General features: G+C 47.6%; 14 protein-coding genes and 1 riboswitch. Of the genes, 3 read left to right on the forward strand and 11 right to left on the reverse strand.

The genetic code is table 11. The annotated features are described in order from the left end of the window. Positions 1 to 2: 2 nt before the first annotated feature. From cobI to GZK95_RS09475, 11 genes are all read right to left on the reverse strand, one after another. Positions 3 to 770: a precorrin-2 C(20)-methyltransferase gene (cobI, locus tag GZK95_RS09425; protein WP_075708057.1), complete on the reverse strand. Its 768-nt coding sequence runs from the start codon at positions 768 to 770 to the stop codon at positions 3 to 5. After that, the gene (locus tag GZK95_RS09430; protein ID WP_075716472.1) at positions 760 to 2,040 is read right to left on the reverse strand and encodes a bifunctional cobalt-precorrin-7 (C(5))-methyltransferase/cobalt-precorrin-6B (C(15))-methyltransferase; all 1,281 of its coding nucleotides are present in this window, start codon (positions 2,038 to 2,040) and stop codon (positions 760 to 762) included. The genes cobI and GZK95_RS09430 overlap by 11 nt, the downstream gene beginning before the upstream one ends. A 5-nt stretch (positions 2,041 to 2,045) precedes the next feature. Beyond that, complete coding sequence (locus tag GZK95_RS09435; RefSeq protein WP_075716445.1) at positions 2,046 to 2,699, reverse strand: precorrin-8X methylmutase; 654 nt, start codon at positions 2,697 to 2,699, stop codon at positions 2,046 to 2,048. Between the two features lie 17 nt (positions 2,700 to 2,716). Continuing rightward, the gene (locus GZK95_RS09440; protein ID WP_075716444.1) at positions 2,717 to 3,901 is read right to left on the reverse strand and encodes a cobalt-precorrin-5B (C(1))-methyltransferase; all 1,185 of its coding nucleotides are present in this window, start codon (positions 3,899 to 3,901) and stop codon (positions 2,717 to 2,719) included. Between the two features lie 37 nt (positions 3,902 to 3,938). Beyond that, positions 3,939 to 4,790, reverse strand: coding sequence for a sirohydrochlorin cobaltochelatase (locus GZK95_RS09445; RefSeq protein WP_075716443.1), 852 nt, complete (start codon positions 4,788 to 4,790; stop codon positions 3,939 to 3,941). Positions 4,791 to 4,799: 9 nt separating this feature from the next. Continuing rightward, a complete protein-coding gene (locus tag GZK95_RS09450) occupies positions 4,800 to 5,459 on the reverse strand; it encodes an energy-coupling factor ABC transporter ATP-binding protein (RefSeq protein WP_075716442.1) in 660 nt (219 codons plus the stop codon). A 24-nt stretch (positions 5,460 to 5,483) separates the two neighbouring features. Beyond that, entirely contained in the window at positions 5,484 to 6,248 is a 765-nt protein-coding gene (locus GZK95_RS09455) for an energy-coupling factor transporter transmembrane component T family protein (protein ID WP_075716441.1), read from the reverse strand. An 8-nt stretch (positions 6,249 to 6,256) separates the two neighbouring features. Then, on the reverse strand, positions 6,257 to 6,829 hold the full coding sequence (locus GZK95_RS09460) for a hypothetical protein (protein WP_075716440.1): 573 nt from the start codon (positions 6,827 to 6,829) through the stop codon (positions 6,257 to 6,259). After that, on the reverse strand, positions 6,826 to 7,437 hold the full coding sequence (gene cbiM, locus GZK95_RS09465; protein WP_075716439.1) for a cobalt transporter CbiM: 612 nt from the start codon (positions 7,435 to 7,437) through the stop codon (positions 6,826 to 6,828). The genes GZK95_RS09460 and cbiM overlap by 4 nt, the downstream gene beginning before the upstream one ends. A gap of 105 nt (positions 7,438 to 7,542) precedes the next feature. Next, positions 7,543 to 7,656: riboswitch (cobalamin riboswitch) on the reverse strand. A 189-nt stretch (positions 7,657 to 7,845) separates the two neighbouring features. Further along, on the reverse strand, positions 7,846 to 8,163 hold the full coding sequence (locus GZK95_RS09470) for a DUF1244 domain-containing protein (protein ID WP_075708073.1): 318 nt from the start codon (positions 8,161 to 8,163) through the stop codon (positions 7,846 to 7,848). Positions 8,164 to 8,263: 100 nt separating this feature from the next. Continuing rightward, entirely contained in the window at positions 8,264 to 9,145 is an 882-nt protein-coding gene (locus GZK95_RS09475) for a Tim44 domain-containing protein (protein WP_075716438.1), read from the reverse strand. 207 nt (positions 9,146 to 9,352) lie between these two features. Here GZK95_RS09475 and GZK95_RS09480 point away from each other — a divergent pair, with 207 nt between their 5' ends. From GZK95_RS09480 to GZK95_RS09490, 3 genes are all read left to right on the forward strand, one after another. After that, the gene (locus GZK95_RS09480; protein WP_075708077.1) at positions 9,353 to 9,943 is read left to right on the forward strand and encodes a TetR/AcrR family transcriptional regulator; all 591 of its coding nucleotides are present in this window, start codon (positions 9,353 to 9,355) and stop codon (positions 9,941 to 9,943) included. Between the two features lie 18 nt (positions 9,944 to 9,961). Then, complete coding sequence (locus tag GZK95_RS09485) at positions 9,962 to 11,836, forward strand: MFS transporter (protein WP_075708079.1); 1,875 nt, start codon at positions 9,962 to 9,964, stop codon at positions 11,834 to 11,836. 145 nt (positions 11,837 to 11,981) lie between these two features. Further along, the gene (locus tag GZK95_RS09490) at positions 11,982 to 12,905 is read left to right on the forward strand and encodes a YeiH family protein (RefSeq protein WP_075708081.1); all 924 of its coding nucleotides are present in this window, start codon (positions 11,982 to 11,984) and stop codon (positions 12,903 to 12,905) included. Positions 12,906 to 12,922: the final 17 nt, after the last annotated feature.

The raw sequence follows: 12,922 nt of genomic DNA on the forward strand, positions 1-12,922 counted from the left end.
GATTACGCCACCGCCGTTGAAGTGCCACGCAATACACCCTGTCTTGAGCGTATTGAAAGCTGCACCATTGAGAAATAGCGGTTTTCTGCTGGAACATCTTCAAGGCAGGCATAAATTTCTTCTTGTTCAGTGCTGGCATGAGAAACGTAAGTGGCGCACTCCAACAAACCAAGCGTCTTAAGCTTAGCGGTCAAGCTATCAATCACCCGACCGGCCTTAATCAACATGATGGTATCAAACTCATCCACTAGATATTCCAAACACTCGATACCATAAGTGGCAGGGACGACACAAAATCGCTCTTGTCCTTCAGCCAACGGAATTTTAGTCGCCGCTGGAACGGCGGTAATCGACGTCACCCCCGGCACAACAATCGGCTCAATCTGCGGCGCAATCAGGGCAAGTTCTTGTTGGACATACGCCCATGTACTAAACACGGAAGGGTCACCCTCAGTCACAAACACGACATTTTTCCCTGCTTGCAAAAAGGAGAGAATAGTTTGCGCAGCCTGCTGCCACGCTGGCACATTAAGTGCGGCATTGCGCGTCATCGGAAAGTGCAAAAAACAACGCTCGCCACTTAATTGCTCTAAAGGGATAGCACCTGAAATGATCTGCCATGCAAAGGAGTCCGCTTTACCTTTACTTTTTTCTGGCAAGGCGACGATATCCGCTTGTTTGATCAGCCGAACCGCCTTGAGCGTTAACAGTTCACTATCTCCGGTACCAAGACCCACTGCGTATAGCTGGCCTAATCTGTTATTGTTCATTAACGACTCCTACGCAGTCTTGTTGTGGTGTTTTTTCCAGTGAAAATATATGAATTGGGTTTTCTGCTTGATAGCGCTGATAATGCGCAAGCGGCTGGGTTTGTGAGATATTGGCAAGTAACGTGTTGATGTTCAAAGCGTGTTGTTTTGCCCACTGATAGACTTCTGTCACGGTATCAATCGTCACCGCCGTGATCACTAAGCGACCTCGCGGTTTTAACTGTTGCCAAGCCATATCTAAAATCGCGACCATCTCTCCGCGACTGCCACCGACAAAAACGGCATCTGGCTGAGGCAAATCGACCAATGCGACAGGTGCTTTGCCACGCACTAGCTTGACATGATCCGTACCATGGCAACGGATGTTTTCTTCAATCGACTCAAAGCACTGTTCATTGCTTTCAATAGCAAATACGCGACCATTCCAACACAGCTTTCCTGACTCAATGGCCACCGAAGCCGAGCCTGCTCCTATATCCCAAACGGTGTCATCGGGGCTGATTTTCAAACTGGTCAGAGCCAAATGGCGAACCGCCATTTTGGTGATCAATCCATTTTGTGGCATACGTTTGGCAAAACTGCTGTCAGCCGCAAATTGTCCGTTACCACCCCACCGCTGACTGTCCCCTCTGATTGCCACAATCACATTGAGTGGCGCAAACTCAGTTTCACAACATGCCAGTGCGGCGACGTCAAATCGACGCACTCGTTCGTCAAGACCTCCCAGTTGCTCGCAAACCGCTAGAGTCCAATGCGTTTCGTGATAGTGAGTTAAGTGTTGCGCAATCACTTGTGGGGTGTTTTTTCCATCCGTAAGAATCGCAAATAGATCGCCTTGTTGCAGTTTGCTGGTCAAACCGTCTAATGAGCGACCATGGCAGGATAAAAATCGCGCGTCATGCCAAGGCAAACCCAAACGGGAAAACGCTAACTGAGCGCAGCTCTGTGAGGGGATAAAACGCAGCTCCTTCGCATCCAATATGGTCAGCAAACGCGTGCCAATACCAAAAAACAGCGGATCACCTGAGGCCAATACCACAACATCGCCTTCTTCACTCTCATCAATCACTTGATTAAACCAAGTCGCGAAGCCTTGCGTCATATCGAGGAACAAACCATCAAACTGTGGAAACCATTCAAGATGTCGAGGATGACCAGCGACGACTCGTGCCGATGAGACCGCATTGCTGGCTCGGCTAGTCAGCCCCAGACAACCATCTTCCGGCACACCCACAACGGTAATACTAATTGGGCTAGGTGTATAACTCATAAGCACTAAACACTCTGATATAGAAGGGCGTGAATGGTCGATACCACAATAGGGCTGCCTCCTTTACGCCCTAAACTGGTGATAAACGGCACTTTAGCTTGACTCTCCAGTGCCAATTTTGACTCTTCGGCCTTAACAAACCCAACCGGGATGCCGATGATAAGCGCAGGTCGAACCTCATTCGCTTCGAGCATTCTGATCACTTCATACAGCGCAGTAGGCGCATTACCTACCGCAATAATTGCGCCATCCAAAAGTCCAAGATCACGCGCTTTACGCATCGCCCATATGGCTCGCGTCGTGCCATGTTGCTTGGCACTTTCAATCACATCTTCATCACTAATAAAACAGTGAGCCTTGCTGCCATGCACCGCGAGTCGTTGAGCGCTAATTCCGCTGGTTATCATCGTCACATCACTGATGATCGGACATCCCGTTTGCAGAGCTTCTATCCCCTTTTCCACCGCGTTAGTGCTAAAGCGAAACAGCTTAGCAAACTCAAAATCGCCAGTGGTATGAATGGCGCGCCGAACGACTGGCCACTGCTTGCTATCAAACTGATGCCCACCATGAAGCGTGGTAATTTCTCGGTCAATAATCGAGAACGAACTATTTTCAATGGCTTGTCCGCCTCGCGTCATTTGCTGCATCTTTTCCATATTCTTACCTATTGAGGTTATCTGTGGCTTTGTGCCAAAGCGTCGCAGCGTTTAGCCGCGTCATTGGGATAGCCAGCGAGCTTCACACCATCAAAATCAATTAAGGTGATATCAATGGTCAACTGATGGGAGGTGTAGTGATTCGCGTGCTGCCATGCCTCTTGGCATAACCCTTCTAAAAAAGCACCACCTTCGTCACCACCAACCAACTGTTGACGAACTAAGTCCAACACATGCCTACCTGTGTTTGCGCTGGCAATTTGCTGACAAAGAGAAGGCGAAAGCCCAGCTTGCTGAGCAAGTGCACTCATCAAGGTAAAATCAATCGCATGACCAGATACATGTGTCATCATTCGTCCTGAGATCAACTTACCCAACTTACCAATCATGACCACCAAAGAGACTCGGGAAACGCCATATCGTTTTGCCGCTCTTAACCCAATACCACTAAAGTCTCCGGCTTGCACAAAAGCTAAGTTCGTCAGTTCTGGCAGCAAAGCCATTGCCGCTTTTTCTGAACGGCTTCCTGTGGTTAACACCAGATGATTCAAACCATTCGCAGCGGCAATCTGCACAGACTGCCTCACCGAAGACGCAAATGCTGAGGTTGAATAAGGTTTCACCGTTCCTCTGGTGCCTAAAATTGAGATCCCACCCACTAAGCCAAGCCGCTCGCCTATCGTTTCTTTGGCTACTAGCTCACCTTGCGGAACGACTATCTCCAACTCCAAACCTAAGTTGTGCTCACCGCGACGACCATGCTGCTCCAACTCCAACATTGCCATTTCATGGATGTTAGCGCGGGGGACTGGATTGATCGCTGGCTCACCGACTGGCAGTTCCAGCCCTGGTAAAGTCACCGTGGCGACGCCTTTCCCCCCTTTTAAGTGGATACCGGGAGTTGTCACCCACTGCGCAATACATTGAATCTCGATGCCATGGGTGCAATCAGGGTCATCCCCCGCATCTTTAACGACACCAGCAATCACCGCAGCACGGTTGCCAGATTGATCAACAGTCCCGAGACGAGCGAGTTGAAAGCTTGCCAACTCACGGTTAGGCAACTGGATTTCAATCTCTTTAAATGCCTGCTCCGTTAGCAAAAATCGAAGTGCTGCTCTCGCCGCCGCCGCCGCACACGCGCCGGTGGTATACCCTCCACGCAAATCTTGATTGCTTCTAGAACGCTTTAGCTTCGCCACGATTCAAACCCTGTTTCTATTGCCCTTGTGGTGCAAGTTAACGCTCATTCGCCCGTTCACTAACAGGTGCTTTTAGCCGCTCAAGTCCTTGATCAATCTGAAGGAAAATAATCTCCGTAACCCGCTGGAAAGCCAATAAGTTGAATGACTCACCCTGTTCGGTCATAGCAATCTCAACTCGGCACAGCGAAGATAACTGCTGCTGAATCTCGACCATATCTTTGACAAAATGGTTTCCCGATACCAAAAGCAGCGGCACAATTCGCACCACAGGTACGCCATCGCAAGTGATAGATTGAATTCGCTGCTTGATGGCAGATTGCAGCACTTCAAAAGGCAACGCACCTTCGAGTGAACAGGAGAGGTTTTTATGCGAAAGCTGGCTCAATAATGTGTCGCAGTAGCTGACCGCTTGATGCCCTGCGTTATCTAAGTAAGGCGCACCATGATGAATAAATAAGTTGAGGTCTGAACCTTGAGAGAAGTGTTGATTAAGCTCGGATAACAGCTCATTAGCGCGATGGGTATGATGGATAATGGCTGGCGTATAATCGATGTGAGCAAGCGAAAAATGACGGAAACCATCAACTATCATTTCAACCTGCTTGTGTTCGTCGGTTGGGAACAAGTAGCAAGAAACCACTAAAATCCGTTGATACCCAGCAAGATCCAGCGCGGCTAACACCGCAGGAAGATGCTGATAGTCTCTATCTTGTTGTTTGAGCTTTTTTATCACCATACGCGAGCTCACCGCGAGTCGTACATCACACTCAGGGTAACGACTGGCAACCTTGCGCTTAAGTTCCTCATAACGGTCTTGTTCAACAACCGAGCCAAAGCAACTCAATACAATTGCGGTCCCTTGATCGTAATGCCTTAATCTTTTCATTTCTCTCCCTTAAATCGTCGTTAACGATAATTTTCCATCTTTAAAATGATATTCGCGCGTAGTTAATGCTCGGCGCAATTGTTCATCGTGACTGACCAGTACCATAGGCAGGTCGAGTCGTTGAATAATGTCGATAAACAGCTGACAGTTCTCTTCATCTAAGTCGTTAGTCGGCTCATCTAAGAGCAACACTTCCGGTTTCATCACTAAAATAGTGGCAAGTGAGGCTAGCCTTTTCTCCCCTCCAGACAAGTGGTAACCCACGCTTTGCGCTAGATGCCCAATCCCGAGTTCATCTAAAGTTTGCAGCGCCATTTTGTTCGCTTCTTGATTGCTATAACCTTGATTAAGCGGTCCAAAACAAACGTCTTCGAGTATGGTGGGGCAAAACAGCTGATCATCAGGGTCTTGAAATAACATTCCGATTCGCGTCCGTGCGTGAGCAAACGCCGCTTCACTGTCACATCGCTGACCAAACAGCCTAACCTCCCCGTCTACCCCATCAATCAAACCGAGCATCATCATCAAAAGGGTACTTTTTCCGCAGCCGTTACTACCGGTTATCGCCACCTTTTGCCCAGCACTAAGGGCTAAATTCACCCCTTGCGCACATAGCTTGCCATTGGGGCGCTTATAGGTCAGTTGTTTGAGTTCAAGCAGTGGTTTCAAATCCGTTTCCTTACTCCGTTTTGCTCATGCGCCAGTGGTAAGCCAATCAAGCGCCACCAGAATTAGCGCGAGTAAAATCCAGCCTAGCGCCTTAGGCGGAATCAACGCCGTGGCACGCTCACCTGCCGTAGCGGGGAAAATGCCGCGGTAACCGCGACACTTCATTGCCAACCAAATACGGTCTGCTCGCGCTAATGAGCGAATCAGTAGCATGCCAAACAGATAGCCATAATTTTTCCAATTTCGTCTCATCGAAGCGTTACCAAAGCCGCGGGCTCGCATTGCGGTTTCCAGCACCAATAACTCTTGCTCAATCACTTCAAGGTAGCGAATGCAAAACTGTAGGATCAGGATCAATTTATTCGGCACTCTAAGCACAGAAAGTGCGCGTGCCAGTTCAAGACTGGAGACCCCGCTGCATTGGCTCATCATCACAATGCTGCTAATGGTCGTTTTGATTAGAATGTCGAGCGCTTTGTCTACCCCGACTTGTGATAGCGTCAATGGCCCGAGTTCGATGATTTGCCCGCCAACAAAAGTAAAAGGCAGCGGAAGTATGGTGAGCACAACCACACTATCAATCATGGCAACTCTTTTTAAGCCCGCGCTTACGCCCATTGAACTCTGTATCCACAGCACACAGGCAATCAACGCAAAGCAGCCGTATACCCATGTTTGCTCTGACACTACCGTGGCGACAGTCACCACCACGGCGACCAACAGACGCGCGTGAACCGGCATCAGACTGAGGGTATTTTTTGAGGTTGAGCCAGAGAGCAATGCTTCCATCGGAGTCTCTATGGCCTGCTCAGTTGTTTGCGATTTCTGACCATAACCAGTACACCAAATAGGCCAAATATGTATCCGATTCCACCTAAAATATCGTGTAAGCGAGTTTTCGCCTCATAGCGGTCAATCTGTTCACGCAACGGGCGGATAGCTTGCGCTATCGCTTTTTGCAATTCTTGTTGTGTCAACGAGTTAGAATGCGAGCTCTCCTGCTGCGATGGTTCATTATCAGCGATGGCTTCTTGGGGTAAGAACTCTGTCACTTCGAGGTCGTAGAGTGCGACATGCCCCTGTCCTCCATCCGCTCGCACGGTGTAAGTGTCCGGAGCTATCTCACCAAAACTAAACAGTCCTTCCTCATCGGCAATCGCAGATTGAACCACCGCGCCTTGTTTAATCAATTCAATGCCTGCCCCTGCTCCCGGAGGACTGCCGCCTCCAACATAGTAGACCTCTCCTTCAACCAGGTTACCTTCAACGTACACTGATAAACGAAACTTGTGCGCGTTCGCAGCACTGCTGATGCTAAGTAATAACAATACGAGTGCGGCATATCCCGCCCGATTTATGAGATTTTTCATTGAAATTCACTCTGACAAGGTTGCTTAACCAGCTCGGGACGGACTTTCTTGAGAAGAGAAAAAGCGTAGGCACAAACGAAGCCTTCTAATAAGGCGATGGGTAAGTGCGTGATGATGACCAAAGAAGCGCTGTTTACGAATACATCTCCAGAGAGAACTAAAGCAATCGAGACCAGCACACTGGTTAAGAACACGGCCAAAAAGCCGGCAAGAAAACCAACCCGAGAAGGCGGCCATTTATCGATATAGGGTTTAAGCATCACGCCAACGACAACCGCCGGCAAAGCGATGTTTAACGTATTGACTCCTAAAACTAGAATGCCACCAAAACCAAAAAACACCGCTTGTAGAATCAGTCCCACCAAGACGACAGGAAAAACACTCCAGCCCAATAATAAGCCGATCAAACCATTGAAAATAAGATGGACACTCGACGGTCCAACGGGGATATGAACTAGAGAAGCAACGAAGAAACAGGCAGCCAACATCGCGGCTTGAGGAACCTTGTCATCGGTCAGATGGCGTAGTCCGATCACGGTGCCGACAACGCTCACTATGATGCCACTTGCCACGACAGGGATACTGAGTACACCATCGACAATATGCATGAATTACCCTTAATTCATTAATATGACGTCAAGACGCCATTAGATTTGCACTAATAAACCTGGGGTAATCATTCTGAATAACCTTCTGAGTGCTCCCGCCCAGATAAATACGTTTTGCTATCTGCCGGGATCTGACTCACGGTTATCACCGTTTACAGTTGCGGGTACAGTTTAGGATTCTCACCTAATTCACTTATGACAGATAGCGAGAGACAGTCTCTCACAGCACTCCATTAACATTATTGATACTGATCAATATAGAAAATTTCAACGAAATTTCATGACGTTGTCGCGTTGCTGATAACAATACTAGAGTTGAGTTTAATCGAGAGGTAACTAACTTGCGTTAGATGGCTAGACCGGATTTAAACAAACGGGTATCAGTGATGATACCCGAGCGCTTGAACACTATTTTTTCTGGCGCGCTTCAAATGCCGCCAACTGCTCTGGCGTCGCCGCTGGCTGATGGTTTTGCTTCCATTCATCATACGTCATGCCATACACACGCTCACGAGCATCATCGATGTCTAAATCTAAACCTTGGTTTTCCGCCTCAGCTTTGTACCACTTACTAAAGCAGTTACGACAAAAGCCAGCCAAAATCATTAAGTCGATATTCTGCACATCTTTGTTTTCATCAAGATGAGCGAGAAGTTTACGGAAGACCGCTGCATCCAACTGGTCTTGCTGCGATTGAGATAACTCTTTGTATTTAAAATCAGCCACTTTACTTTCCTTATTGGTATTTTATCTGCCAGTATACGCCAACTGGCAGATAAAAAAACGCCCAAGCGATTGGCTTGGGCGGATTGTTATTTGTTTGTCGTTAACCTTGGATACCAACGATTAACCACGGCGCGTTTGGCGCAGTTAAATCACGTTCAAGGTGCCAGATATCGGTGATATCTTCTTCGATACCTTCAACCGCGTCACGGTAGCGACCGCTGAACTGCAAGCTCAGTTGAGCTTTGCTTGCATCGTAGTCCGCTCGAACAATCTCTGCATCTACGTACATTACGTCAGTGTGCTGATCGCCGTCTAGCTTGGCACGTTCTTGCACCAAATCTGTGTATAGGCTTGGCGAAACATACTCTTCGATAGTATCAAGCTGGTTGTGGTTCCAAGCACCTTGAAGAATACGGTAGTGTTCACGCGCACCATTCACAAACGCCGCTTGGTCGAAACCCGGTGGATAGTTATGTGGTACGTCAGTCTGTGCACCGAAACCGCCAAAGCCGCCTTGATTAACGTTTTGAGGTTGCTCAAAGTTGTGTACGTTTGGTTGCTCAAACTTAGGCGTTGAACCACCATAAGCGTGTTGCTGACGCTGCTGATTCATGCTGCCTTGCTTGGCACCAAGCATCCCTCGCATCAGTTTGAAAATCACAAAGGCAATAAGGCCGATAATAAGAATATCCATAAACTGGATACCCTCAAACGCGCCACCGAAGAATGCCGCGAGAAGACCACCGGCTAACAAACCACCTAAAATGCCGCCCATCAAGCCTTTTTTGCTTGAAGACTGCTTAGCAGCTTGCTCTTTACCTATGGTATTGGTGTTCTGCTTTTGCTGTTTAGGCGCTGGTGCCGTCTTGAAGCTTTTACCAAAAGACTTACCACCACCGAACCTTTTAGCTTCCGCTACGGGCGCGACTACCACGGAGACCGAGACCATCAACAACGCCACTAGAGAAAAAAGTCGTTTCATGTATTTCCTTTAGGGTACTGGACTGAGTTGTACTTACTCACGTTCATTTTAGTTAGGATCTTAATCTTAGCTTTATAGATAGGAGAAAGATAGATACCGCAACTGTAATCATGTATCAGAATATTGCAATTTAAATGTGTTGTTTGGTTGACGCTCAAAAAACCGCCCCATAGAATATTGAACAACGTTCATTATATTTGATTCATTATGGCTAGAAGAAACGACCACACAAGAGAACAGTTGGTCGCATTAACACTTAACGAAGTGAAGCAGTTTCTCAATGAAAACTCTTATCACGAGTTGAGCTTACGCAAGATTGCCCAAATGATTGGTTACGTACCAAGCACGCTGGTCAACGTATTTGGTAACTATAACTTGTTGCTGTTGCATGTTGTCGCACAGACCTTAGATGAACTCTCAGCTGAGGCAAAAGTTGTGGTTGCCAAAAGCTCGGCACCTAACGAAGCGCTCTATCAACTCGCGTACTGCTATCACGACTTTGCTTTGCGTCATCCTTTTCGGTGGCAACTGATCTTCGAGCACAATATGAACGGGGATCCATTACCAGAATGGCAAGATGCCCGCATCAACCATATGACCGGAATGTTAGAAAGCCTACTAAGAGCATTAGCGCCAAACCGTTCTGACAACGAAGTGTTACAAGCCAGTCGAGTGTTATGGGCAGGAGTTCACGGTATTACTCTTCTAAGTGTCGATGACAAGTTTTTCGCTGCCGAGCCTGTCGATGGCAAGGAACTGATCGAAAACTTGATTTCTAACTACTTGAAGAACTGGTAAGACAAACAAGGAAGAGCAATGCCTCAGCAAAGCCAAACGTCTCTGTTAAAGCAGCGCCGTTTTCTGCCCTATTTTATTACTCAGTTTTTTGGGGCATTTAATGACAACATTTTTAAGAATGTTTTACTCCTGTTCGTTGCGTTTGCAGGGGCCGGAGCATTGCCGGTTTCAAGCAACCTCTTTATAAATCTCGCTGCTGGCTTGTTTATTCTGCCCTTTTTCCTTTTTTCAGCCTCTGCCGGAGTGTTGGCTGATAAATATGAAAAGTCTTGGTTTATTCGTAAAGTAAAGCTGGCTGAAATCGCCATAATGACCTTAGGTGCCATCGGCTTTATCACTCAAAGCTACCTTATTCTGCTGCTCCTGCTGTTTTTGATGGGAACGCAGTCTGCTTTTTTTGGGCCGGTAAAATACGCCTTACTGCCGCAGCAACTCAAAGCAAAAGAGTTGGTCCCCGGCAATGCCCTTGTAGAAACGGGCACTTTCTTAGCCATTTTGCTGGGAACACTTGGCGCAGGCATTATTGCTTCTGCTGAGTCTGCTAACTATGTCGCCGCCGCTTGCGTGGTGCTCTTTGCGGTGTTGGGGTATTTATCCAGCCGTTCGATTCCTGAAGCGCCTGCTTCTGCGCCTGAGCTTGAGTTCCGCTGGCAACCGATCAAACATACCAAGCAAACCCTCGCTATTGCCAAAGCTGACCGCGTAATTTTCCAAGCGTTGATGGCAATCAGTTGGTTTTGGTTTTTAGGTGCCGCTTACCTAACCCAGTTCCCCAACTTCACTAAGGTGTACCTTCACGGCAATGAGAGCGCTGTCTCTTTCTTGCTAGCCTTGTTTTCTGTGGGCATTGCGGTTGGGTCATTGGCGTGTGACAAATTGTCCAATCATCGTATCGAGGTGGGGATCGTCCCATTAGGCAGTTTTGGTATTACACTGTTTGGGTGGTTAATGGCCAGCTCAATACCTGCTGATCTCCCTCAATTTGAAACCTTTACCCAGTTTATTAGCCACCAAGCGTTGTGGCCTGTATTTGCCTACCTATTACTGCTAGGTGCATCTGGCGGTGTATTTATTGTTCCACTCTATGCGCTGATGCAACAACGTGCGAAAGCAACTCAGCGTGCACAAGTTGTCGCGGCGCTGAATATCTATAACTCACTGTTTATGGTAGGGAGTGCTGTGTTAGGCATTGTTTGCCTATCAGTGCTTGAGTTATCGATTCCGCAACTGTTCTTATTACTCGCGGCACTGAATCTGCTGGTGGCAGTTTATCTGTTTATTCAAGTGCCTATTTTTGTTGTGCGCTTTTTAGTCTGGGTGATCACTCATACTATGTATCGCGTTCAGCACAAAAACTTGCACCATCTACCAGAGAAAGGCGGTGCCTTAATTGTCTGCAACCATGTAAGCTACATGGATGCCTTATTGCTTAGTGCCGTATGCCCACGCTTGATCCGCTTCGTTATGGAGGAGGATTACGCAAACCTGCCACCGATTCGGGGCTTCCTTAAGCGAGCTGGGGTTATTCCTATCTCTGCCACCCGCCGAGGCAGCATTCGCCGCGCCTTCGATGAGGTGGAACAGGCGCTAAGTGAAGGTCACATCGTTTGTATTTTCCCAGAGGGACGATTGACCGCCGATGGCGAAATGAACGACTTTATGCGAGGAATGGACATTGTGTTGCGCCGCAGTCCGGTTCCGGTAATACCGATGGCACTCAAAGGGTTATGGGGCAGTTACTTCAGCCGCTATAAGGGACGGGCCTGCCAAGGACGCCCTACCCGTTTTTGGTCGAAAATTGAGATTGAAGCTGGGGTTCCAGTTGCACCACAAGATGCAACAACGCAGCTAATGCAACACAAGGTCGCGGAACTTCGCGGTGATTGGTATTAGATCAACCTGAGTAGTTGTTCAATTAAATTGAACTATTGTTCAAAACATTCAGACTTACTGATCTCAACAACTCAGTTAGAATGCCATCCTTTCTAAAAGCGAGGAGTACTTCCTCGCTTTTCTCTCTTTTTAACACAGATGAACCATGACCAATTATAAACGCACTCTTCCTTTTTTCTTCGCTTTAATGGTGTGTGTCACGCCTTGGGTAACCTCGCCAACGGCCCTGATTATCGGCTTTTTACTCGCGTCACTTGGCCTTGTGCCTGAACAGTTCAACTTGACTAAAATCACCAAAAAACTTTTGGCGTACTCGATTGTTGGTCTCGGGTTTGGCATTCATTTTGAGCAAGCACTGGCGGTCACCTCAAACGGAATTGGCATTATCATTACCAGTATTCTTGGCACCTTAACTGTCGGCTGGTGGTTAACCAAGTTACTCAAACTTGAGCAAAAGTTGGGCTATTTAATTTCGGCGGGTACCGCGATTTGTGGAGGTAGTGCAATTGCGGCGGTATCTCCAGCCATCAAAGCCAAAGATGAGGATATTGGTTTAGCTTTAGCAACGGTATTTGTACTTAACTCGCTCGCGCTATTTATTTTCCCTGTAATTGGTCACGCCTTAGGACTGGATCAGCAGACTTTTGGTACTTGGGCAGCGATTGCAATTCACGACACTTCGTCTGTGGTGGGTGCCGCTTCTGCCTACGGTGAAGAAGCACTGACTACCGCAACCACACTTAAATTGGCTCGCGCGTTATGGATTATTCCAGTGGCGTTTGTCAGTGCGTTTATTTTCCGCAATGACTCAAAAAAAATCACCATTCCATACTTTATCTTATTTTATTGCGCTGCCATTGCATTTAGCGATTTACTGCCACAGTTTGAGACGATTTACACCCTTATCTTCGATATCTCAAAACGCGCTTTGGTGATCTGCTTATTCTTGATTGGTTGCGGAATTTCGGTGACTAAACTAAAAGCAGCTGGCATGAAACCATTGATGTTTGGTGTGAGTTTATGGGTGATGATTTCGGTCAGCTCACTAGCTTGGCTGATGCTCGCTTAAGCAGAGTACAGCAATCA

Source organism: Vibrio panuliri (genome assembly GCF_009938205.1).
Taxonomy (GTDB): Bacteria; Pseudomonadota; Gammaproteobacteria; order Enterobacterales; family Vibrionaceae; genus Vibrio; species Vibrio panuliri.